Below are 20,699 nucleotides of genomic sequence, written 5' to 3'. Positions count from 1 at the left end.
TTAGCGCAGGATCACGGTCTGGCGCTTCCACGCGGCGTCTTGTGAGCGCGCGAAGGCCGCCAGCGTTCCCGGGTCACCGGCCTGTTTCTCGGCCGTCAAGCTGTCCATGCGTGCCACCTCGAAACTGCGGCGCAGGCGCCCGGCAATGCGGGTCTCGCGGGCCAGCAGCATGTGAGGCGTGCCGCGCACCCAGCCGGCAAATTCCACATAGCCCAATTCGGGGCCGTTGCTGGCGGGCGGCAGCACCTCAATCGTCCATTGCCCGGATTTCTTGCGAAACACCCACAGTTCGCGCCAGGCGTCCAGCGGCTGCACCGCGAGCGCCAGGGCCTGGCCATCCGGGTGGGCGCTGGCGGACGCGGTCCACACGATGCCGTAGGTGCAGCGCCTGGCCACGGCCTCCTTGCCGGGTTTGCCGTCGGCCTTGCTTTCATACAGTGCCACGCAGGTTTCGCCGGCCTGGCCCGTCTCGGTGGCTAACGCCAGTTTGGCGAAGCGGGGAAGCGCGGTTTCAGCGCCCCATCGCGAGGCGCCCACGCGAATCGCCGCGTCGTTGTAGTCCTGCCTGTCGTTGTCCGTCAGCTCCAGCTTGTTCACCGCCGCGAGTTCCGCCAGGGCGCGCTGGGCGGCTGCCGTGGGCGCTTCGGCCCGGCGCGCCTGCTCGAACGCCAGGCTGGCGTGCACGCCGGCACGGCGCAGGCGCAAACGGTTTTTGCTGACTTCGGGCAACTGGGCGAACTGGGCGGCGCTGACCTTGTCCAGTACTTCGGCGCGCCACTGGTCTTGCGTGAAGCGGTCCTGCGGGTGCAGATCGGGGCTCATGCAGTCAGGGCGGGTCACAGCCAGCGCGGCACGTGCGCGCTGCTCGGCGTCGGATGGCAGCGCCAGCACGCGGCGAAAAGCCTCGCCGTTGTAGCAAAGCTGCATGCTTCCGTTCTGCTCATAACCCTTGAAGCTCACACCATAAAAGGTGGCCACTTCCATGTGCGCAGAGATCACGTCACTCGTGGCCTTGCCGTGCTTCATGGAGGCGCGACGCGCCAGGCGTTCGGCCATGGTGCCCAACGCATCAAAGGCTTCCGCTCCTATGGCATCTGCCGGCGCAGCCTTGAGGTAAGCGGCCGTGTACGCAATGCCCAGGGCTTCAGCGCCCGGGCTTTCGCGCAGGAAGCGCACCACCGAAAGGAGCTGGGGCGCGTCCTCGGGCTGCAGCGAGACCGTGCGCACCTGGCTTACGTGGATGAAGCCCGCACGTTCGCGCCTGTGGTCGTAGACCTGCAGGTAGTCCATGCGCTGGCCGCGGATCTCGAGCGCGTCGCCTTGCCACAGGGCGGCCTGCTGCGCGGCCGAATCACGCGGTGCGGCGCGCAGGGTGGCCTGGTCCTGCGTCACGATGGCCAAGGTCAGAAGTGCGGTGGTAATCATTATTCGGCCTCTTTGTCGTCGTTGTCTTGCGTGCCGGCGTCGCGCGGCGCTTGCGCCACGGTGCGGCCGGCCTTGGGCGCGCCGCCCAGCAGGCCCGCGCCCACAAAGCCGCCGCTGGTGGAGGGCGGGGCGATGATCACGGTGATCTTGTCGCTCAGCTTGTCGGCCATGGTCTTCTGGATCAGCAGCGGGTGGCGCGTGATCAACACGCCTTCACGTGCCATCTGCTCGCTGTTGATCTTGCCCACGCGGTCCAGCCGGTAAGCTTCGGCATCCGCCAGTTTCTGGCGCGAATCGGCTTCGCCCGATGCCTCGATGCGCCGCGCCTGGGCGCTGCCTTCGGCCGTGCGGATGCGCGACTGTTTGTCGGCTTCGGCTTCCAGCTGGCGCTGCTCGATCTGCTTTTGCTTGAAGGGCAGGACATGCTTCATGGCTTCTTCCTGCGCTTTGGCTGCAATCACCTGTTCGCTGGCGGCGGCCTGTGCATTGGTTTCGCGGCGTACTTTTTCGGCCATCGCATCCAGCTCGGTTTCCTTGACGCGCTTTTCCTTCAGGGCCAGCGTGTAGCGCATCTTTTCCGTGGCCAGCTCTTCGGCCAACAGCTTGTCCATACCCTGGCGGTAGTCGGCAGGCAAGTCCACCTTGCCCATCTGCACCGTGCGCAGCAGGATGCCGTCGGCCGCGAGCTTGGGTTTGAGTTCGGCTTCGATAAGCTGCTGGATTTCGGCACGCTTGCTCGAGAAAATTTCCCGCACGGTGTAGCGCGTGAATGTCTTGTAGATCACGCCTTGCACGGCGGGCTGCACGATCTGGCCTGCGATGTCGTCAGGCAGGTTTTTCGACAGCGCGTTGACCCTTGCCGGGTCCAGTGCATAACGCACCGTGAGGTCCACACCCAGGGACATGCCTTCGATCGACTGGAAGGGTGAAGGGCCGTCGGCACGGCTGCTGCCTTCGGGACGGTAGACCTGGTCGCGCAGCGAGAAGGTGCGCACTTCGTGCAGGCCGGGCAGCAGCAGCAGGGAGCCTTCGCGGAATTCGTCGACACCGCCGGTCAACTGGTTGGTGCGAATCGCCACGTCGCCGCGCGCCACCGACTCCAGGGGAGGGTGCACCCACAGCAGGTAGCCGACCGCGCCCGCCGCGGCGGTGGCGATCATCAAGCCGCTGGCGCTGGCGGCGCGCTGTACCCCTGTGGCAGCGATACGGCGGGTGCTGCGCACCCCCCTGGAAAAGATGGCGCGGATGCGCAGGGAAATGCGGCTAAGGCGTGGGTTCATGATGGGCTCCTCCGGTTGGTTTGGCGAGAGGCGCGGGTTGCGCTTTCTCTGGCCTCCATTGTTCGAATCGGGCCCGGAGCATTCAATGCGCCTGCGCGGTGTCTTTGCACGGTTTGGCGGCGGCAACCTTCCGCCAACGGAAGAAACACTCACACGGCCTGGCGCAGGCCACACCCATAATGGCGGCACCCCATCCTCTTGAGGCCTCATGACCAAAATTGCCGTGATTGAAGACGACCTGCCCATGAGCAACCAGCTCAAGGGCTGGATTGAATCGGCCCGTCCGGGCATCCAGGTCGACCAGTGGTTCAACCGCGACGATGCCGAGGCCGCCGTTGCCCGCGAAGGCTATGACGCCGTGGTGCTGGACATCGAACTGGGGCGCGAACGCCATGCCGGCGTGGCCATCATCAACGCCATCAACAAGCAGCGGCAGGGTACGCCAGTGCTGGTGGTGTCCGCCATGCCGGCCGCCATCTACCGCAGCATCATGAAAGCCCTGGACGCCTGGGACTATCTGCAAAAAACCACGTTTGAGGAGGCCGACTTCATCGAGACCTTCCTGGACATCCTGCGCACCGCCAAGGCCAAACCCCTAGGCAGGGCGCCAGCCGGCGACAGCCAGGAGCTGCAGCTGGACCCGCTGCGCCAGAACACCGCCATCTGGCGCGGCCAGCGTGTGAACCTGCCGCTGACCGCGCAACGCATCCTGGCGGCGCTGCACGCGCGCCGCGGCGAGGTCGTGAGTTACGACGACCTCTACCAGGTGGTCAAGAGCGGCCGCAACCGCGACAACATCCGCAAGCACGTCAGCACGATTCGCGACGCGTTCAAGGAAATCGATGCGGCCTTTGACGGCATTGAAAACATCCCGATGCGCGGCTTTCGCTGGGCCGAGGCGCCGGAGCCCCCGCGCGGCAGAGGCAAGGCGTGAAGCTGCCCACCCGCCTGGATGTCGAGCGCCTGCTGCCGGCGCGCGTGCCCTTCGGCCTGCGCGTATTTTTTCGCGGCGCTTTTTTCCTGCTGGCATTGGCCACCGTCGCCCTTGCTATCGCCGTGTTGCAAGACGAAAAGGAGCGCAGCTACCGAAATTACCAGGACGGCTTTCGCAAGAACCAGGCGCAGATCGCCGCCAAGCTGCGCCATCCCACGGGCCAGCTGGTGCTGCTTAACCCCACCGCCTACGAGCATGAGGTGACGCCGCTGCGCCCGTTGGTACTGCCTTTTTCGGCCCTTGATTTCGACGATCGCAACAAGGCCCAGCAGGCAGTGGAGATGGCCGGCTGCCTGGTGCAATACCCCGATGCGGCGTCGATGTGCGTGGCCGTCGGCAACAACCCCTTTGCCGGCGGTTTTCTCTATGCCGTCGGCAGCTTCAACAGCGGACCCCTGGTGTCGCACACCTCCGGAACGCTGGATTTAAGCCAGGCGCACCGCGCCCGCATCACGGTCGACATGCGCGGGCAGCGCTACCGCTGGATCGCGCCTTTCCAGGCCATGCAGGCGATGGACGAGGGCCGCAACGCCTCGCCTTTTGCCAATGCCAGGGGCCGGCTGGTGGGCTTTGCCGATGAGGGCCCGATCACGCCGGCCAGCCGGCCCGTGCGCGACTTTCGCGGCTGGCTTTGGCAAGACAGCCGCTGCGTGGACGGCACTCTGGCGGCAGACCCGGATTGCGCCCGGCGTGCCTTTGTCAGCGTACGCCTGCCGGTTGAGCTGTTTCGCGAAGCCCTGTTTGCCAAAGGGCCTGCGGGCATCGTCTGGCCACCGGCCGACCTGGACCAGATCAAGGTGCAGGTGGAAATGCTGGCCCCCGGCGAGGGAAGGCCGCTGTTCGACAGCAATGCCGGGGGCGCCACCGCGCCTTTTTCATGGTCTGAGCTGACCCCTTTGCTGCTGCCCGGCGAGAAGCTGCGCATCCGCAGGATGGGCAGCGCGGGTGTCAGCTCGGACGTCGTGTCGCTGTCCGGCGCGGAGACGACGGAGCGGTCCTCGCCCCTGATTGCCTGGTTGATACGCCGGCTGCAAGTGGATGGTTATGACGCACCCGTCACGAGCGCCGACATCATCAGCACCCCGCTCGGGCGTTATGAACTCTCGCTGACCGGTGACATTCGCAGCGTCAACAAGGCCCTCACGGCCGTGGCCACCCGCGTGTCGTGGTTTGTGGGCGGCATGCTGCTGGCTATCTTTGTGACCTGGCTGGCCATTGAGCTGCGTATCGTCCGCCGCATCACCGAACTCACCCGCCGCGCGGCCACCGTGTCCAAGGGCGTGCGTGCCAGCGACAACCTGGCAACGGTGGACCTGGCCGACCTGCGCGGCAGCGACGAGCTGGGTGTGCTGGCCGGCGGCTTGCAGGACCTGCTGCAGCGCGTCAACGAAGACGTGCGCCGCGAGCAGATTCGGGTTGCCCAGGAAAAAGACACCTGGCACGCGGTAGGCCATGAAATCATGTCGCCCCTGCAAACGCTCATGGTGCTGCACGGAAGCGCCGACGACCCTGCGCACCGTTACATCAGCCGCATGCAGCAGGCCGTGCGCGTGCTCTACGGCAGCGCATCGCCCAGTGAAGCCTTTGAATCCACCGCGCTCAATGTGCAGACGCTGGATGCCAATGAGTTCCTGAGCCATGTGGCGCGCAACGCTGCGGCCGCGGGCATTCCCGGTGTGGCCTTTGATCCGCTGGCGCAGCCGGTCAGGGTGCGTGCTGACGAGTATTCGCTGGAAGATGTCGTGTCGCATGTGCTGCGCAATGCTGATCGCTACCGTTTGCCCGGCAGCCTGATCCGCATCACGCTGACGCGGCAGGCACAGGAGGGCACCGCGCCCGAGGCAGTGATCAGCATCAGCAACCAGGGCCCGCAGATCGAGACCGGCATGTTGGAAAAGGTTTTCGAATATGGCGTGTCTGACCAGCCCGACACGGACGCAACAGGTCAGCGCGGGCAGGGCCTGTTTGTCGCCAAAACCTATATGGCCAAGATGGGCGGCACCATCACCGCGCACAACCTGGACAGCGGCGTTTGCCTGGAGTTACGCCTGCAGTGCGCTGTCGGCTGATCCCTGATTCCATTGCTAATTCACGGCAAGGCGGCGTAACGACCTATCGCCGCGAATTAGCAATGGAATAAAAATCAAAGCCCCCAGTGAGCGGTAACTCGCTGGAGGCCTTGTCTTGCCAAGCGGACCGGTAAGCCCGCTGCCATGGAAGAAAGTATCTCCCGGGTGGGGCCGAATAATTTGCCTGATTTGCTGTTGAATTTCCCATAAACAGATAAAAAATCTGTGAAATAGGAAATTTCAGATAAATTACCTGAATGGACACTTTAGACCGGAAAATCCTTCAGGTCTTGCAGGCTGACGCGCGTACCAGTCTGCAAGACATCGGCCAGGCCGTGGGCCTGAGCCCTTCGCCCTGCTGGGGCCGCATCAAGAAGATGGAGGAAGCCGGCGTGATTGAGGGCTATACCGTGCGGCTCAATGCGCAGGCGCTGGGCCTGGGCGACACGGTGATGGTGCAGGTCACGCTCGACAGCCACTCCGACAACACGCTGGAAAAGTTCGGTGAAACGCTGGCGGCGATTCCCGAAGTGATCGAGGCTTATCTGGTGTCCGGTGAATACGACTACCTGCTGCGCATTGCCGTGCACGACACCAAGGACTACGAGCGCCTGCTGCGCGAGCGGCTCTACAAGATCAAAGGCATACGCCACAGCAAATCCAGTTTTGTACTGCGCACGCTGAAGAAGGCCGACCTGCCGCTGCTGCCAGGCTGAGCCAGGCGAAGGTCAGCGCTGACAGTGGTCGGTGGGGCCGGCTGACAGCTGCGCGGACCTCACCCGCCCACACTGACGAATGCCCCGCACCAAGCAGGGCGCTGGCATTGCCGTCATTTCATCAGGGGGTTTTATGCGATCGATTGCCCGTCAACGCGTCTGGCATGTTCTGCTGCTGTGCGCGGCATGCGCCTGTACGCTGGCCGCGTGCGGCGACACCGCCCTGTTGCCGCCGGAGGCCGGTATGGGAGCCAATCCAACCCTGCCCAAACCCAGCAAGACCCTGTTTCCCACGGTGAACATTGCGCCGGCCAAGGGCTGGCCCGAGGGTGCTATGCCCACGCCCATGGCGGGCCTGGGCGTGACGGCCCTGGCTGGCGGTCTGGACCATCCGCGCTGGGTCTACGTGCTACCTAACGGCGACGTGCTGGTGGCTGAAAGCAATGCGCCACCCAAGCCGGAAGATGGCAAGGGCATCCGCGGCTGGTTCATGAAAAAGGTGATGGGCCGGGCCGGCGCCGGCGCGCCCACGGCCAACCGCATCACCCTGCTGCGCGACGCCGACGGCGACGGAAAGGCCGAAAGCCGCAGCGTGTTTCTGGAAAACCTCAACTCGCCTTTCGGCATGGTGCTGGTGGGCAATGATTTCTACGTGGCCAACACCGATGCTGTTGTGCGCTTTCCTTACCAGCCGGGCCAGACCCGCATCACGGCGGCGCCCGTCAAGGTGGTGGACCTGCCGGCCGGCCCCATCAACCACCACTGGACCAAAAATATCATTGCCAGTCCGGACGGCAGCAAGCTGTATGTCACCGTCGGCTCCAACAGCAATGTGGGCGAACGCGGCATGGAGGCCGAAACTGGCCGCGCCGCCATCTGGGAGGTCGATGCCAAAACCGGCAGCCACCGCGTGTTTGCCTCTGGCCTGCGCAATCCGAACGGCATGGGTTGGGCACCCGGCAGCGGCGCACTCTGGACGGTGGTGAACGAGCGCGACGAGATCGGCAGCGACCTCGTGCCCGACTACCTGACTTCGGTGCGCGATGGTGTGTTTTACGGCTGGCCCTACAGCTATTACGGCCGGCACGTGGACGACCGCGTCAAGCCGCCGCGTCCGGACCTGGTGGCGCAAGCGGTTTCACCCGACTACGCGCTGGGCTCCCATGTCGCGCCATTGGGCATGGTGTTTTCAGAAGGCAATGCGCTGCCGCCATCACTGGCCATGGGAGTTTTTATCGGTGAACACGGTTCCTGGAACCGCGTGCCGCACAGCGGGTACAAGGTGGTGTTCGTGCCTTTTCGCCAGGGCTTGCCGGCCGGTTTGCCGGTGGATGTGCTCACGGGTTTCCTGAGCCCCGAAGGCCATGCCTACGGCCGGCCGGTGGGCGTGGCGATGGACAAGCGCGGCGCGCTGCTGGTGGCTGACGATGTGGGCAACGTGGTCTGGCGGGTGAGCGCTAGCCAGCCGAAATAGAAGGTCGGGATGTTTTAAGAGAAAAATGCCCGTAGCCCATATGTGACGAGCGCAAGCAGCTATTGATTTAATAGCAATCGTGCCGCCCGTAATCGCTTCAAGCGGGTGGCAACACCATGTCGGCGGTACCCGGGCAGACCCAGCGGGGGTGTTCCCGCGAAGTGTCTATGCACCCGCCCGATGCATACACGCCCTTGGGTTCACGCATGCGCAGCATCAGTTCCAGGATTCGCGCCGTCTCGGTCGGGTCGGCGCTGGAGGCCTTGACGCCGGCTTCCACGATGCCTTCATTGATACGTAACTCGCCGGCTTCGTCGGTGTAGGTGGCATGCCGCCAGTGAAACAGCTCCAGGCATTTGGCCGTCAGGGTGTAGGGCTGCTCGCGCTTCCAGAAGTTGGTGAACTGCCCATTGCCGATGTAGAACACCCAGGAACCTTCATAACCCGAAACGTCCGAGGAGTGTTCATCGGGGTTTCGGAACCATAGCCGGTCGCCGGGCACGTAATACCTGGGCGGCAGGGGTTGCTCCATCGTGCCGTATTCGCGCAGGAACACGTCGTGGAACTTTCCCGACATGATGGCGCGGCGCTCCCAGCGCTGCTGCAGCGCGGCCAGCAACGGCGGGTTGCAGGTTTCGAGTTCCTGCGCGATGGCCAGCAGGATCACATATTCGGTCGCGCGGTAGCAGGAAAAGGAATACAGCTTGCCCGAGGCCTCGGGTTGGGTGGCTTTTTCCAGGGCGGGAATCAGTGCGTGACCGGGCCTGACGGTAAAGCCAGCGTCTTCCGAGTAGACCCAGCAGTCCTCCGGCCGGTTGACTTCGGTGGTGTGGAATTCCAGCGCCGTCCTGCGTGCGGCCAGCACGATGTTTCGGCGTATGCGCACTGCCGATGCCAGCTCCGCATGGCTGGGAAATTCGAAGGCGACCGGGCTCAGCAGCATGGCCAGAAGAATCTCTCGTTCCAGGTCTTCGCTGTTGTTCAGCGTATCCAGCTGCAGCCGTTCTGCCAGGTCCAGGGTGTCCAGGCCGGGCGCCCATTGCGCCGTCAGCGCCACGGGCAGGCAAAAACGCCGTGCGGCGCCGGCTCCTGCGCGAGGGGGCAGCTCGGTGGTTTCCACGGCATCCTGCAGGCCGAGCTGCTCAAGCTGCACCAGGAAGCTGTAACTGGAAGCGGCCAGCGCATCGGCGCTGTCAGTGCACAGAACAATGCCCACAGGGTGCGGGCCGGCGGCAGAAGAGTGAGGTGCGGCGGTCATGCTGCCAAAGAGTATCTTTGCTTGACGCAGTCCCGGCAATGGTGGAAATACCACGGAAGCCGGTGAAAGATTTGCGTCAGGCGTAGGTAATCCAGCTTGCGTGTTCCGGCGCATCCAGGTGCGGCAGCGTGTTGTAGGTCACCAGCATGTGGCGCTTGGGTGTGAACGCAAACTCCGTGACCGAGCAATTGCGGATGCGCAGGTTGAGCTCAATCGTGGTTTCGGGGCTGGTGCCCAGCACATGGCCGACGGCGGTCGAGATAGGCCCGCCGCTCGAAACCAGCAGCACGTTGCCGGTGTGTGTGGTGCGCACATGGTCCAGCACATCGGTCACGCCCGCGACAAATTCGGTATAGCTGGGCATGCCCTTGGGGCTGACCACACCGGCCATCCACTGTGCCAGCCCGTCACGCAGCAGCCGGAAGTGGCCGCGGTATTCCTCGGGCGTGGCAGGTTTTTCGAGCTTGTGCGGGTGGATGGCGCCGATGACTGCGTGGCTGTCATATTCATTGAGCCCGGGGCGCTGTGTGGCTTGCATGGTGACACCCATGCCCTCACAGATCCCGGCAAAAGTATTGATCTGCCGTTGCAGCGTGCCGGTGAAAGCGGCGTCAAAGGTGACGCCCTTGTACTTGAAGTACTCGCCCAGACGCACGCTTTGCTGGTGCCCCATGGGGCTGAGCACGTCGTAGTCGTCTTCGCCAAATGAGGCCTGGCCGTGGCGCACGAGGTAGAGGGTTCCCATGGCTGGAATTGTGTCGTGCGTGGCAACTGCGGCCAGTCACGCGTGCGACCAGTGCCGGTACCCAAAGGCCAATCCAGCCGGGGCCGCGGAACCGGCTTTGCCGGGCCGCAGGCGCAGCGCCCCCTCGGGGGGGCAGCGCACTACGCGAAGCGAGAAGCGTGGGGGCCGGCAGTTAGCACCTTCGTGACAGTCGCCGTGTCCACATTGCCGCCGCACAAGGTGGTGCCTACCACCAGGCCCTTGAGCTGGCTCCGCTCCTGCATGGCAGCGGCAAAGCTCGCCGCACCCGCGCCTTCGGCCACGTTGTGTGTATCGGCATAAAGGTCGCGCATGGCCTGGGCCACTTCGTCGTCCGTCACTTTCACGATGCGCTCCACGTGCGGCAGCAAGACATCCAGCGCGGCCTGGTCCGCGACGCGGCAGGCCATGCCGTCGGCCAGGTAGGTGGTTACCGGGGCTTCAATCACGCGCCCTGCGGCCAGCGAGTCGGCGTAGGTGGTGGCGTGCGCGCTGACCACGCCCACGATGTGCAGCTTGCGGCCCAGCGCCAGCTTGGCTGCAATGGCCGAACACGCGCCAGAGCCCTGGCCTATCGGCACATACACCACGTCGAGTTGCGGCACCGCCAGCATGAATTCCCACCAGTACGTGCTGACGCCGCGCAGTAAATCCGCATGAAAGCTCGGCACCATGTGGGCGCCGCGTTCGGCAGCCAGCCTCTTCGCAAACTCGCGGCTTTCCTGGAAGTCGTTGCCGTGCTCGATCAGTGTGACGCCCAGTGCGCGCATGGCGGCGTTTTTTTCCACCGAATTGCCATGCGGAACCACGATGGTGCAAGGCACGCCGTGCGCGCGGGCGGCCCAGCCTATGCTCTGGCCGTGGTTGCCGCGTGTGGCGCTGATGGCTTCCTTCGGCAGCTCGCCGCGTTGCTTGAGCGCCTCAAAGTAAGTGAGCCCGCCGCGCAGCTTGAACGCGCCCACCGGTGTGTGGTTCTCGTGCTTGATCCAGCAGTCGGCGCCCAGCCGCTGACTGGACAGGCCCCAGCGGTACTGCGGCGTGGCCTGGAATTCGCGGTAGACGACTCGCGCCGCGTCTTCAATCTCCTGCAGCGAAGGCAGCATGCTGCTGCCCAGCTCCGGCGCGCGGTCGAGTACGGCGCTCATGCGGCCACCCGCTTTTCAGTCAGCAGGCGCAGCGCCAGCAAGCCCAGCACGGTGCCCATCACATAGCGCTGCACGCGCATCCAGCTGATGTTGCGGTTGAGGAAACCGGCAATCGCCGCGGCGAAGCAGATCAGCACCGTGTTCACCCCCGTGCTGACGCTGATCTGCACGGCGCCCAGCGTCAGGCTTTGCAGCAGCAGGTCGCCGCGTTCGGGGTGCAAAAACTGCGGGAAGAACGAGAGATAAAACATGGCGACCTTGGGGTTGAGCAGGTTGGTCATAAAACCCATGAGGAAGAGCGTGCGCGGCGGGTCGTGCGGCAGCTCGCGCGTTTCAAAAGGCGCCAAGCCCCCGGGCTTGACTGCCTGCCAGGCCATCCAGAGCAAATAGGCCGCGCCCGCCACCTTGATCGCATCAAAGGCCAGCGGCACGGCCAGCAGCAGTGCGGTTAGCCCGAACGACGCGGCCAGCAGATGGACGACAAACCCCAGCGCCACGCCGCTGAGCGATACCAGCCCGGCGCGGGGGCCCTGGCACAGCGTGCGTGAGATACAGTAAATCATGTTGGGCCCGGGCGTGAGCACCAGCACCAGGGCGGCGAGAGCAAACCAGGCGAGTTCAGTGGACGTCAACATTTCAGGCTCCTTTGGATTCCAGGGTGACGAGGCCGCGCGGCGTCTGCAGCGTGGCGATGAGATTGGGCGGGCCTTGCGAGAGGCCTACGCCGGCCAGCCCTATGGCCTCGTAGCCGCCGCGCAATGCGTCGGGGCGCGGGTGGCTGGCGTGCAGCGATTGCAGCGTGACGCCTGAGGGCGCCATGCCATCGGCCGGATGCACGTCGCCCCACTGGATCAGCGTGGGCAGCGCACCGTAAAACAGCCTCTGACCATCTTCACGCACGGTGATTTTCCAGCTGAGCTGGCCTTGCGGCGTCATGCGCGAGACGTCCAGCGCCTCACCGCGATCCAGCCCCAGGCGGGAAAGCGCCCGCACCGCCGCGCTTACACGGGGCGTCGAGGCGACAAAGTGCGCGAGCTGCGGGCCGGTCTTGCTCAGCCGCAGCTGCAACTCATGATCATCCAGGTCATACCAGCGTCTGGCCGGTGCCGTACGCGGGGTTTGCTTGTCCGGATTGATTGCAATGATTTCGAAATAGGCGCGTGGAAAGGCCTGCGAGGCCACTGTGAAGAGCCGGTTGTGCGTGCCCATCAGCGGATGCTCGCCGCCCGGCCCGGGCGTGATGCCCAGCACGCGTTCGCACCACTGCACGCCTTCGGCGAGGCTGGCCGCCACCACCACGAGGTGGTCGACCTGCGAGGCCAGCGGCGGGAGTGCGGTGCTGCGTTCCATGGTTAGGGCTGGTTCCTAAAGCGTCACGCTTCCGTCAATGCAGGTGACCGATTCGCCGCCCACCCACACCTGGCCGGCTGCATCGCGCTCGATATGCACCTGACCGGCGCGGCCCAGGCAGACACCTTGCGAGGCGGTATAGCGCTCGGGTGCGTGGCCTTCGGCGATCAGCCACTGGGCCAGGCTGGCATTGAGGCTGCCGGTGACGGGGTCTTCGTCGACACCGATGGGAGAGGCGAAGGCCCGCACCTCGAAATCAGGGGTTGTTTCAGGTGCGGAGGCTGCGAACGCCTTGGCTTCGCGGTTGGCGCGAGCAATCAGCGGCGCGGCTTCCTCACGTGGGTAGCGCGCTACCACGCCGACTTTGGCGCCCAGCTTGGCCAGCGCCTTGTGATCGGGCGCCAGTTGCAGCACGGTCTCCGGGCTGTCCAGCAGCAGGCCCAGCCACATCGGGCCGTTGTCCAGGCACTGGGCGGCGAGGATGCTTGTCGCTTTTAATCCCAGTGCGCCGGCTACCTGCGCCAGCAGCGAGGGGCTGGGCGCGGAGCGCTTGAGGGCCGGTGCGGCAAATGCGAGGCGCTTTGTGCCAGTCTCGCGGCGAATCTTCACCAGGCCTACTTTGCACTCCTGCACGATGAAGTCTTTGCTGTGCGCTTGCCCACCGGCTTCCAGCCAGCTGTGGCAACTGCCCAGCGTGGGGTGGCCGGCAAAAGGCAGTTCGCCGCCGGGCGTGAAGATGCGTACGCTGTAATCAGCCGTGGCGTCTGTGGGTGGCAACAGGAAAGTGGTTTCCGAGAGGTTGGTCCACTTGGCAAAACGCTGCATGGCAGCGTCGTCCAGGCCGCTGCCGTCGATTACCACGGCCAGGGGGTTGCCGAAGTAAGGGGTGGGTGTGAACACGTCGACTTGCTTGAATGCGCGCTGCTTCATGGAGTTTCTCGGTTTTCCAGGGTAGGTTTGAAGATTTATGACAAAGGCAGGTCCAGCACGCCGCGCGTGGCGGGCCGTGCCAGGAGGGTTTGGTACCAGCGGTCCAGGTGGGGCCGAATGGGCCGCGGCTGCGGCAAGCCGAACCAGCGGTGCATTTCGCAGCCCAGCGGGATGTCGGCCATGCTGAACTGGTCGCCGCCCATGAACGCATGGTCAGCCAGGTGTGCATCGAGCAGTGTTAGCAGCGCCTCGGTGGCGACGACGGACTGCGCAATCAGTTCTGTATTGCGCTGCTCCGCAGATGTGCGAATCCACTGCACGAAAGCCGTGCGTCCGGCCGGGTTAAAGGTGGTCTGCTGCCAGTCCATCCACTGCTCGGCGGCAAAGCGTTGCGGCAGCGCTGCGGGATAAAAATTGCCTGGCGAGTGCTTGGCGCACAGGTAGCGCACGATGACATTGGATTCCCAGATGAGCACCTCACCGTCTTCCATCAGCGGCACCAGCGCATTCGGGTTCTTGGCCCGGTAATCGGCCTCCTTGACGATACCGAACTGGCCGCCGGCATCGGTGCGCTGCAGCGTCAGGCCCAGTTCCTGCGCGGTCCACACGACTTTTCGAACGTTGATGGAGCTGATGCGCCCCCAAAGATGAAGCATGTCAGACCCCTTTCGCGTTCATCATGCTGCTGCGCGCAGTTGGGGCATGCCGGCAGGCAGTTGTTCGCGGATAGCTGCCGCCAGCGCGGCGATGCCGATGTTGATCTGCTCGACGCTGGACGTGACGAACGAGAGGCGCAGCGTGCGGGCGTCGGCATGGTCGGCGTAGAAGGCCCAGCCGGGCACAAAGGCCACGTTGCGCTCCACGGCCTTGGGCAGCAGGTCGATGGCGTTCATGCCTTCAGGCAGGCGCACCCACAAAAACATACCGCCGGCCGGTGTGTTCCAGCTCACACCTTCGGGCATGCCCTGCTTCATCGCGGCCAGCATCGCGTCGCGCTGTGACTTATAGAGCGCGCGGATGGTCGGCACGTGTCGCTCCAGAAAGTTGTTTTTCATGGTCTCGACCACCATGCGCTGGTTGAAGCCGGGCGTGTGCAGGTCGGCTGCCTGCTTGGCCTGCAGCAGCTTGGGGTAAAGCGATTTGGGCGCGACCATGAAGCCCAGTCGCAAGCCGGGCGCCAGGATTTTGGAAAAGGATCCCATGTACACACAGCCTTCGGGGTTGCGCGCAGTGAGCGGCAGCGGCGGTGGTGTGTCAAACCACAGGTCGCCGTAAGGGTTGTCTTCAACGATGGGCAGACCCAGGCGCGCGGCTTCGGCGCTCAGCGCGGCGCGCCTCGCCTCGCTCATGGTGCGGCCGGTCGGGTTCTGGAAATTGGGCAGGACGTAGAAGAAACGCGCACCGGCGGCTTTGCTGGCCAGGTCGGTGATGTCCACGCCTTCGTCATCGCTGGCCACACCGACGATTTCGGGCTCCATCGGCGTGAAGGCTTGCAGCGCACCGAGGTAGGTGGGTGTTTCCACCAGCACGCGGCTGCCGGCGTCGATCAGTATCTTGGCGATCAAATCCAGCCCCTGCTGCGAGCCGGTGGTGATCAGCACCTGCGCCGGGTCCACATTCCAGGGCAGCATCGCGGCCACCATCTCGCGCAGCGGCGCATAACCTTCGCTGGCCGCGTATTGCAGCGCTGCGTGACCGTCTTCACGCAGCACCTTGTCACAGGCTTCGCGAAAGGCGGCGACCGGAAAGGTCTTGGGCGAAGGCAGGCCACCGGCAAAGCTGATGATGCCGGGCTTCTCGGTGACCTTGAGGATCTCGCGGATCACCGAGGGGTTCATTTTTTTGGCGCGCTGCGCTTGGGTCCATTCCATTTCACTCTCCTCCTGATGGGCTGTCAAAGACAAGCCTGGTCACAAAAATCTTCTGCATGGTTTGAAAAGGTGCCGCCCTGGCGGCTGCCAAAAAGGCAAGAATGATTCGACGCTTTCATTCTGCACCTCCTCCTTGCGCATGTCCCTGTTCCCGCCTCTGCGTTTGCAAGGCGTGGATCAGGCGTCACGATGCACCGGACGTTTCCTGTGTCATTCGCTGTTCCTGTAGATTTGCTTTCAGGTGCGCAAGTCCCCGCGTGACGTATTCCTCTTTTTCACCAACGGGGGCAAAGTAGTGCAGCACCTCCCGGGCGTCTTCAATGCCCTTCAGCCGGGCAATCAGCCATGCAGAAACATATTGCGCGGACATGCAGCCGCCCGCGGTTGCCAGGTTGCCCCTCGCAAAGAAGGCCTGGTTCAGAATGCTCACCCCGGCTGCCTGGACCCAGGGCTTGCTGGTCAAGTCCGTACAAGCCGGCATTTGGCCAACGAGCCCCAGCTTGGCGAGCAAAAAGGTCCCGGAGCACTGCGCCGCGATGAGCTGCCTTTGTGGATTGAGCTGCAGTTGGCCGAGGATGGACGCATCATTGGCAACTTCACGCGTTTTCATTCCGCTGCCTATCAGCACGGCATCGGCCTGGTTGGCTTCCTTCAGGCCGACGTGTGCGTCGATGGTGAGGCCGTTCATGGACGTCACCCGCTCAGTAGGGCTGGCAATGCTGACTTTCCAGCCGGCATCACCCCGCAGTGAAATGCGGCTGAGCATGCCGTAGGCAATCAACGAATCCAGTTCGTTGAAGCCGTCGAAGGTAAGGATGGCGATGTGCATGAAAGCTGTCCTGATACGGGTTAAAAGCGCTACTTGGGTCAGTCCACGATAAACAGTTTGGCGCCCAAAGGCGAGGTCGACCGGTGGGCTTCGGCGCTGTCTGCCACCTGGTAACTCATGCCGGGCAGCAGCACGTGCACACTGCCGTTGTCCAGTTCCGTCTGCAGCTCACCTTCCAGGCAAAGCAGGATGTGGCCTTTGCTGCACCAGTGGTCGGAAACATAACCGGGTGTGTACTCCACCATGCGCACACGCACATCACCGAACTTGCGGGTGCGCCAGAAGGCCTTGCCCTGCAGGGCGGAATGCTCGGTGCGCTCCACGCTGGACCAGTCGGTGGTGCCGAAGGGGATTTCGTTGATTTGCATGCTGCTTACTCCGTGACTGAGACGATGGCTTCAACTTCCACCGCAAAGCCGCGCGGCAGGGAGCCCACGCCGACTGCCGATCGCGCATGGCGGCCCGCGTCGCCGAAGACCTGCACCAGCAGGTCAGAGCAGCCGTTGATGACTTCGGTGTGGCCCATGAAATCGGGCGCCGCATTGACCATGCCCAGCAGCTTGACCACACGCCGCACGCGCGAAAGTTCGCCCAGGGCGGCCTTCATGGTGGCAATCAGGTTCAGTCCGACGTCGTGGGCATGTTTGCGCGCTTCCTCCGCGGTGATCTCGCGCCCGACCTTGGGCACCACAGCCAGGTCTTGCCGCAGCGGCGAGCCCTTGCCCGACAGGTACAGCATGGAACCGTCGAGCACCCAGGCATCGAAGTTACCGCGAGGTGTCACGACGGGCGGCAGGATCAGGCCGAGTTGCTGCAGGCGTTGTTCGGGGGTCATAGATGGTTCCTTGTTGTAGGGGATATCCTGGAAAGCAGTGCAAAAGCAGCGGGCTGCCTCAAGCCCACTTCATGCCCGCTTCCGCTGGTTAGGCGTGATGTGTGCAATGGTGCCGTCGCCATAAGAGCGCAACACCTGTGAGATGACGATGTGAAAACCTTTGTACCACTGCGTGTACTGGCGTTTGGCTTCCAGGTGCTTGGGGTGTGCTGAAAAAACGCGCAGCGATTCTTCGGTCTCCCAGAAGTAAGTGGCATTGGTCAGCACGCCATCCGGCGAACGCCAGGACTCCGCGCCTAGATAGCCCGGCGTGGCATGGGCGGCTTCTTCGATCAGCGCGTCCAGCGTGTGGAACCGCTCGTCGTAGGTGCCGGGTTCAAAGATAAAGGCGGCTGAATACATCACAACTTTCTGGTGTTGAGCAAAGAGCCCGGCTCGGCGGCCCTCACGCGGGCGCCTGACTGCACCGGCATTTTTTTCCCGATGAAAACGGTGGCAATCACGGCCAGCCCGAAGCCGACGGTGACCGCGTCCAGGTGCTCGCCAAGCAGCGGCACAGAAAACAGCATGGACAAAAACGGCTGCACCAACTGCACCTGGCTGACACGCACCGTGCCGCCGAGCGCCAGGCCGCGGTACCAGGCAAAAAATCCCAACCAGGCCGAGAACACCGCCACGTAGGCAAAGCCGGCCCAGGCGCTGGCTTTGAGTGGTGCCTCGGGCCAGCTGAGAAGAGACAGCGGCAAGGTCAGAGGCAGCGAGAGCACCAAGGCCCAGCAGATCACGTGCTCGGCGCGCATGTGCTGGGACAGCCGCGCACCATAGCCGTAACCGACGGCCGCGCACAAACAGGCGGCCAGCAACAAAAGGTCCGCAAAATGGATGGACAGCCCGCCCGCACTGTTTGAGCGCAGCATGGCAAACAGAACCACCAGCGCGCTGCCCAGCGCCGCGCACAGCCAGAAGCCGGCAGACGGACGCTGGCGGTGCAGCAGCGCGCCCACCGCCGCGGTGGCCAGGGGCAGCACGCCGAGGATGACGCTTGCGTGCACGGCTTCCACGTAGCGCATGGCTATCGAGGTGAAGAGCGGAAAGCCAAACACCACGCCGCCCGCGGTGACGGCCAGCGGCAGCCAGTCCTTTCGCTGCGGCAGCGCTGCGCGGGTGGCCAGCAAAAACACCGCCGACAACACGGCCGCCACCGTGGCCCGCCCGAGCGCGATGAAAACGCCCGACATCTGCGGTGCATCGGGCGTGCCCACGGCCAGGCGTGTCATGGGCAGCGTGACGGCAAAAATCACGATGCCCAGCAAGCCGAGACATAGCCCTTTGTTTGTGTCGGCAGATGTGGACGTCATATAAAAAGCATCCAGATGGCGGTGGCCACGAGTACCAGCGCCATGACGCGGTTGAAGCACTGAAGCCGTCGTCCGCTGCCGGACGGGCCGGTCAGCCACTCGCGCAACAAAGACCCGGCGAGCGCGTAAGTGAGGTTGCTGACAAAAGCGTAGGCCAGCATCACAGGTAATACGATGGCCAGCCGCGCGGCCGGCGCCTCGCGGCCGGCAATCCAGCCGCTCACGATGGCCAGCGCCAGCATCCATGCCTTGATGTTGACAAACTGCAGCGCGGCGCCTTGCCAGAAAGTGACGTTCAGACGCGCCGCATCCGCCTCGCTCAACTGGCGCGATTGTGAAATCTTCCAGGCCAGCCACAGCAGGTACGCCACGCCGATGATCTTCACGGCCCAGCTCAGCAATGGCACGGCGAGAACCAGTGCGCCCAGCCCCAGGGCGCATACCAGAAGCAGTGCGCCCCAGCCGACCGGCACCGCGCAGACAAAAGGCAGTGCGCGTTTCAACCCATGGTTGGCTCCCAGTGCGGTTGACAGCGTCGTGTTGGGTCCCGGCGAAAAGCTCATCGCCGTTGCCAGCACCAGTAAGGCCGTAAATTCTTGCCAGTTCATGCTTTCAACTTTATAGTTGAAACCAATACACCACCAGTACAGTTGTTGGTACAAATTCCCAAACTGTATTGGTTAAATTGTCAGCACACATGCCGCCTGCAGGGCGTGCGAAGGCCACACCATGTTGATGAAAACCGCTTCACAGTCCCTGACCGAACAGCTGTCGGTGCGCTTTGCCGAACGCATCCGTAGCCGGCTGTTGGCCCCTGGTGCGCGCCTGCCTTCTGTGCGGCTGTGCGCCGAGCAGCAAGGTGTAAGTGCCTCTACCGTGGTGGCGGCTTATGACCAGTTGCTGGCGCAAGGCCTGGTGGTGGCGCGCAAGAATCGCGGTTTTTTTGTCCGTGATACTTCGCTTAATGCGGTACTGGCGCAGGCCCCCAAAGCGCAGGTGGCTATAAAAAATATAGCAGGCGCAAAAACGGGTACGACCGCGGGCCACGCCCCTCCGGGCGCCTGGAGCACTGCGACCTGGATGGCCACGCGCCAGGCGCCGGTGGATGCGACGGCGCTGATCCGCGGTATGTTCCACAAGGTCAGCAACAAGCCGCAGCCCGGCATGGGCGTGTTTCCATCAGACTGGCTCGAAACCACCTTCATGCCGGCCGCCGTCCGCAAAGTCACCAGCGTCAGCGCGCTGCGGGACTTTTCGCTCCAGTACGGTGAACCCATGGGCGACAGCGGCCTGCGCCGCGCGCTTTCGCAGAAACTCAGTGCACTCAATGTGCACGCCGCGCCCGAGCAGATCATCACCACTGTCGGCGCCACCCATGCCCTGGACATCGTCAGCCGCACGCTGCTGCGTGCCGGGGACTGTGTGATGGTGGAGGAGCCCGGCTGGGCGGTGGAGTTCGCCCGGCTCGACGCTTTAGGCATGCGCATCCTGCCGGTACCGCGCCGCGCCGACGGCCCGGACCTGGCGGTGATGGCCCAATACTGTGAAATCCACCAGCCCAAGCTGTTTGTCAGTGTCAGCGTATTCCACAACCCGACGGGCTATTGCCTCACGCCCGGCAGCGCCCACCGCGTGCTGCAGTTGGCGATGCAACACAACTTCCACATTGTTGAAGACGACACCTACAGCCACCTGGCGCCTGAGCACGCCACGCGGCTATGCGCCCTTGATGGGCTGCAGCGCACGATCTATGTCAGCGGCTTCGCCAAGATCCTGGCACCCGGCTGGCGCGTCGGCTTCATGGCCGCACCCCCCGACCTCGTCGAGCGCCTGCTGGACACCAAACTGCTGGCCACGCTGACCACGCCAGCCCTGCTGGAGAAGGCGCTGGCCTGGTGCATAGATCAGGGCCAGTTACGCCGGCATGCCGAGCGTATTCGCACCCGGCTTGACGGCGCGCGTGCACGCAGCGTCAAATTGGCCCTGGCTCACGGCTGCACATTTGCCGCGGAGCCCGCTGGCCTGTTCGGCTGGGTGGACACAGGCGTCGACACCGATGCGTTGTCCCAGCGCATGCTGGACGAGGGCTACCTGATTGCGCCTGGCGGCTTGTTTCACGCGGCGCGCAAACCCAGCACATTGATGCGCATCAACTTTGCAACCACGCAGGAGGCTGCGTTCTGGAAGGTGTTTGCGCGCTTGCGTGATGCCGTGAGGTAACTTTCCTCCTTCTTTCGCGGCTTGCCCTGGCAGAACGGGGCCGGCAGTGAAGAAGCGATCTTTGAGCGAGCTTGGCGCCGGGTTCGGGCACGCCACGCTGGCCGCCCGGAACGGCCGCGACTATGCGGTTATGTCTCCCGCCCGCCATGCTCCGCGTTGGAGTTCGCCTGGCTTGTTGCGGC

Annotated in this window: 21 protein-coding genes; 5 read left to right on the top strand and 16 right to left on the bottom strand. The window is 64.0% G+C overall.

Features of this window, described 5'->3' with window-relative positions; genetic code table 11:
* Together AC1D11_RS16225 and AC1D11_RS16220 are read right to left on the bottom strand one after the other, a co-directional pair.
* Positions 1-1,425 (bottom strand): hypothetical protein, encoded by a 1,425-nt coding sequence (locus tag AC1D11_RS16225; RefSeq protein ID WP_477646696.1) that lies wholly within the window; start codon positions 1,423-1,425, stop codon positions 1-3.
* Positions 1,425-2,705 carry an SPFH domain-containing protein gene (locus AC1D11_RS16220; RefSeq protein ID WP_477646695.1) on the bottom strand — a complete coding sequence of 427 codons (1,281 nt, stop codon included), beginning with the start codon at positions 2,703-2,705 and terminating at the stop codon, positions 1,425-1,427. The genes AC1D11_RS16225 and AC1D11_RS16220 overlap by 1 nt, the downstream gene beginning before the upstream one ends.
* A gap of 208 nt (positions 2,706-2,913) precedes the next feature.
* On the opposite strand from AC1D11_RS16220, the gene AC1D11_RS16215 reads away from it, so the two are divergent.
* The 4 genes from AC1D11_RS16215 (at position 2,914) to AC1D11_RS16200 (ending at position 7,958) form a co-directional block, all read left to right on the top strand.
* On the top strand, positions 2,914-3,639 hold the full coding sequence (locus tag AC1D11_RS16215; protein WP_477646694.1) for a response regulator transcription factor: 726 nt from the start codon (positions 2,914-2,916) through the stop codon (positions 3,637-3,639).
* Entirely contained in the window at positions 3,636-5,768 is a 2,133-nt protein-coding gene (locus AC1D11_RS16210) for a sensor histidine kinase (RefSeq protein ID WP_477646693.1), read from the top strand. Before AC1D11_RS16215 ends, AC1D11_RS16210 begins: the two co-directional genes overlap by 4 nt.
* A 257-nt stretch (positions 5,769-6,025) precedes the next feature.
* Positions 6,026-6,484 carry an Lrp/AsnC family transcriptional regulator gene (locus AC1D11_RS16205; RefSeq protein ID WP_092132085.1) on the top strand — a complete coding sequence of 153 codons (459 nt, stop codon included), beginning with the start codon at positions 6,026-6,028 and terminating at the stop codon, positions 6,482-6,484.
* 133 nt (positions 6,485-6,617) lie between these two features.
* Positions 6,618-7,958, top strand: a complete 1,341-nt coding sequence (locus AC1D11_RS16200; protein WP_477651111.1) for a PQQ-dependent sugar dehydrogenase — start codon at positions 6,618-6,620, stop codon at positions 7,956-7,958.
* A gap of 97 nt (positions 7,959-8,055) precedes the next feature.
* Here AC1D11_RS16200 and AC1D11_RS16195 read toward each other — a convergent pair whose 3' ends face one another.
* From AC1D11_RS16195 to AC1D11_RS16130, 14 genes are all read right to left on the bottom strand, one after another.
* Positions 8,056-9,216, bottom strand: a complete 1,161-nt coding sequence (locus tag AC1D11_RS16195) for a hypothetical protein (RefSeq protein WP_477646692.1) — start codon at positions 9,214-9,216, stop codon at positions 8,056-8,058.
* A gap of 76 nt (positions 9,217-9,292) precedes the next feature.
* A complete protein-coding gene (locus AC1D11_RS16190) occupies positions 9,293-9,961 on the bottom strand; it encodes a histidine phosphatase family protein (RefSeq protein WP_477646691.1) in 669 nt (222 codons plus the stop codon).
* Between the two features lie 140 nt (positions 9,962-10,101).
* Positions 10,102-11,124 (bottom strand): threonine dehydratase, encoded by a 1,023-nt coding sequence (locus AC1D11_RS16185; protein ID WP_477646690.1) that lies wholly within the window; start codon positions 11,122-11,124, stop codon positions 10,102-10,104.
* Entirely contained in the window at positions 11,121-11,759 is a 639-nt protein-coding gene (locus tag AC1D11_RS16180; protein ID WP_457281423.1) for a LysE family translocator, read from the bottom strand. The genes AC1D11_RS16185 and AC1D11_RS16180 overlap by 4 nt, the downstream gene beginning before the upstream one ends.
* Position 11,760: 1 nt before the next feature.
* Entirely contained in the window at positions 11,761-12,474 is a 714-nt protein-coding gene (locus AC1D11_RS16175; protein WP_477646689.1) for a VOC family protein, read from the bottom strand.
* 15 nt (positions 12,475-12,489) lie between these two features.
* Positions 12,490-13,404 (bottom strand): PhzF family phenazine biosynthesis protein, encoded by a 915-nt coding sequence (locus AC1D11_RS16170; protein ID WP_477646688.1) that lies wholly within the window; start codon positions 13,402-13,404, stop codon positions 12,490-12,492.
* A 35-nt stretch (positions 13,405-13,439) separates the two neighbouring features.
* Positions 13,440-14,060, bottom strand: coding sequence for a glutathione S-transferase family protein (locus AC1D11_RS16165; RefSeq protein ID WP_477646687.1), 621 nt, complete (start codon positions 14,058-14,060; stop codon positions 13,440-13,442).
* Between the two features lie 21 nt (positions 14,061-14,081).
* On the bottom strand, positions 14,082-15,275 hold the full coding sequence (locus AC1D11_RS16160) for an aminotransferase-like domain-containing protein (RefSeq protein WP_477646686.1): 1,194 nt from the start codon (positions 15,273-15,275) through the stop codon (positions 14,082-14,084).
* 184 nt (positions 15,276-15,459) lie between these two features.
* Positions 15,460-16,104 carry a DJ-1/PfpI family protein gene (locus AC1D11_RS16155; protein WP_477646685.1) on the bottom strand — a complete coding sequence of 215 codons (645 nt, stop codon included), beginning with the start codon at positions 16,102-16,104 and terminating at the stop codon, positions 15,460-15,462.
* A 38-nt stretch (positions 16,105-16,142) separates the two neighbouring features.
* The gene (locus AC1D11_RS16150; RefSeq protein WP_477646684.1) at positions 16,143-16,472 is read right to left on the bottom strand and encodes a DHCW motif cupin fold protein; all 330 of its coding nucleotides are present in this window, start codon (positions 16,470-16,472) and stop codon (positions 16,143-16,145) included.
* Between the two features lie 5 nt (positions 16,473-16,477).
* Entirely contained in the window at positions 16,478-16,939 is a 462-nt protein-coding gene (locus AC1D11_RS16145) for a RidA family protein (RefSeq protein ID WP_477646683.1), read from the bottom strand.
* Between the two features lie 69 nt (positions 16,940-17,008).
* Positions 17,009-17,341: an antibiotic biosynthesis monooxygenase family protein gene (locus AC1D11_RS16140; RefSeq protein ID WP_477646682.1), complete on the bottom strand. Its 333-nt coding sequence runs from the start codon at positions 17,339-17,341 to the stop codon at positions 17,009-17,011.
* Complete coding sequence (locus tag AC1D11_RS16135) at positions 17,341-18,297, bottom strand: DMT family transporter (RefSeq protein ID WP_477646681.1); 957 nt, start codon at positions 18,295-18,297, stop codon at positions 17,341-17,343. The genes AC1D11_RS16140 and AC1D11_RS16135 overlap by 1 nt, the downstream gene beginning before the upstream one ends.
* The gene (locus AC1D11_RS16130; protein ID WP_477646680.1) at positions 18,294-18,905 is read right to left on the bottom strand and encodes a LysE family translocator; all 612 of its coding nucleotides are present in this window, start codon (positions 18,903-18,905) and stop codon (positions 18,294-18,296) included. Before AC1D11_RS16130 ends, AC1D11_RS16135 begins: the two co-directional genes overlap by 4 nt.
* A gap of 121 nt (positions 18,906-19,026) precedes the next feature.
* Between AC1D11_RS16130 and AC1D11_RS16125 the strand changes: the two genes are divergently transcribed.
* Positions 19,027-20,517 (top strand): aminotransferase-like domain-containing protein, encoded by a 1,491-nt coding sequence (locus tag AC1D11_RS16125; RefSeq protein ID WP_477646679.1) that lies wholly within the window; start codon positions 19,027-19,029, stop codon positions 20,515-20,517.
* Positions 20,518-20,699: the final 182 nt, after the last annotated feature.

The organism is Polaromonas sp. P1_E11, assembly GCF_056405995.1.
Note: the sequence above shows the minus strand (reverse complement) of the source record. Positions and strands in the feature narration are given on the sequence as shown.

What these genes read in the sequence shown, in the direction of transcription:
- AC1D11_RS16225 (WP_477646696.1), bottom strand. Translation starts at nt 1,425, where the DNA reads ATGATTACCACCGCACTTCTGACCTTGGCCATCGTGACGCAGGACCAG.
- AC1D11_RS16140 (WP_477646682.1), bottom strand. Translation starts at nt 17,341, where the DNA reads ATGTATTCAGCCGCCTTTATCTTTGAACCCGGCACCTACGACGAGCGG.
- AC1D11_RS16190 (WP_477646691.1), bottom strand. Translation starts at nt 9,961, where the DNA reads ATGGGAACCCTCTACCTCGTGCGCCACGGCCAGGCCTCATTTGGCGAA.
- AC1D11_RS16130 (WP_477646680.1), bottom strand. Translation starts at nt 18,905, where the DNA reads ATGAACTGGCAAGAATTTACGGCCTTACTGGTGCTGGCAACGGCGATG.
- AC1D11_RS16160 (WP_477646686.1), bottom strand. Translation starts at nt 15,275, where the DNA reads ATGGAATGGACCCAAGCGCAGCGCGCCAAAAAAATGAACCCCTCGGTG.
- AC1D11_RS16180 (WP_457281423.1), bottom strand. Translation starts at nt 11,759, where the DNA reads ATGTTGACGTCCACTGAACTCGCCTGGTTTGCTCTCGCCGCCCTGGTG.
- AC1D11_RS16185 (WP_477646690.1), bottom strand. Translation starts at nt 11,124, where the DNA reads ATGAGCGCCGTACTCGACCGCGCGCCGGAGCTGGGCAGCAGCATGCTG.
- AC1D11_RS16155 (WP_477646685.1), bottom strand. Translation starts at nt 16,104, where the DNA reads ATGCACATCGCCATCCTTACCTTCGACGGCTTCAACGAACTGGATTCG.
- AC1D11_RS16135 (WP_477646681.1), bottom strand. Translation starts at nt 18,297, where the DNA reads ATGACGTCCACATCTGCCGACACAAACAAAGGGCTATGTCTCGGCTTG.
- AC1D11_RS16170 (WP_477646688.1), bottom strand. Translation starts at nt 13,404, where the DNA reads ATGAAGCAGCGCGCATTCAAGCAAGTCGACGTGTTCACACCCACCCCT.
- AC1D11_RS16175 (WP_477646689.1), bottom strand. Translation starts at nt 12,474, where the DNA reads ATGGAACGCAGCACCGCACTCCCGCCGCTGGCCTCGCAGGTCGACCAC.
- AC1D11_RS16195 (WP_477646692.1), bottom strand. Translation starts at nt 9,216, where the DNA reads ATGACCGCCGCACCTCACTCTTCTGCCGCCGGCCCGCACCCTGTGGGC.
- AC1D11_RS16150 (WP_477646684.1), bottom strand. Translation starts at nt 16,472, where the DNA reads ATGCAAATCAACGAAATCCCCTTCGGCACCACCGACTGGTCCAGCGTG.
- AC1D11_RS16215 (WP_477646694.1), top strand. Translation starts at nt 2,914, where the DNA reads ATGACCAAAATTGCCGTGATTGAAGACGACCTGCCCATGAGCAACCAG.
- AC1D11_RS16125 (WP_477646679.1), top strand. Translation starts at nt 19,027, where the DNA reads ATGTTGATGAAAACCGCTTCACAGTCCCTGACCGAACAGCTGTCGGTG.
- AC1D11_RS16220 (WP_477646695.1), bottom strand. Translation starts at nt 2,705, where the DNA reads ATGAACCCACGCCTTAGCCGCATTTCCCTGCGCATCCGCGCCATCTTT.
- AC1D11_RS16145 (WP_477646683.1), bottom strand. Translation starts at nt 16,939, where the DNA reads ATGACCCCCGAACAACGCCTGCAGCAACTCGGCCTGATCCTGCCGCCC.
- AC1D11_RS16165 (WP_477646687.1), bottom strand. Translation starts at nt 14,060, where the DNA reads ATGCTTCATCTTTGGGGGCGCATCAGCTCCATCAACGTTCGAAAAGTC.
- AC1D11_RS16205 (WP_092132085.1), top strand. Translation starts at nt 6,026, where the DNA reads ATGGACACTTTAGACCGGAAAATCCTTCAGGTCTTGCAGGCTGACGCG.
- AC1D11_RS16200 (WP_477651111.1), top strand. Translation starts at nt 6,618, where the DNA reads ATGCGATCGATTGCCCGTCAACGCGTCTGGCATGTTCTGCTGCTGTGC.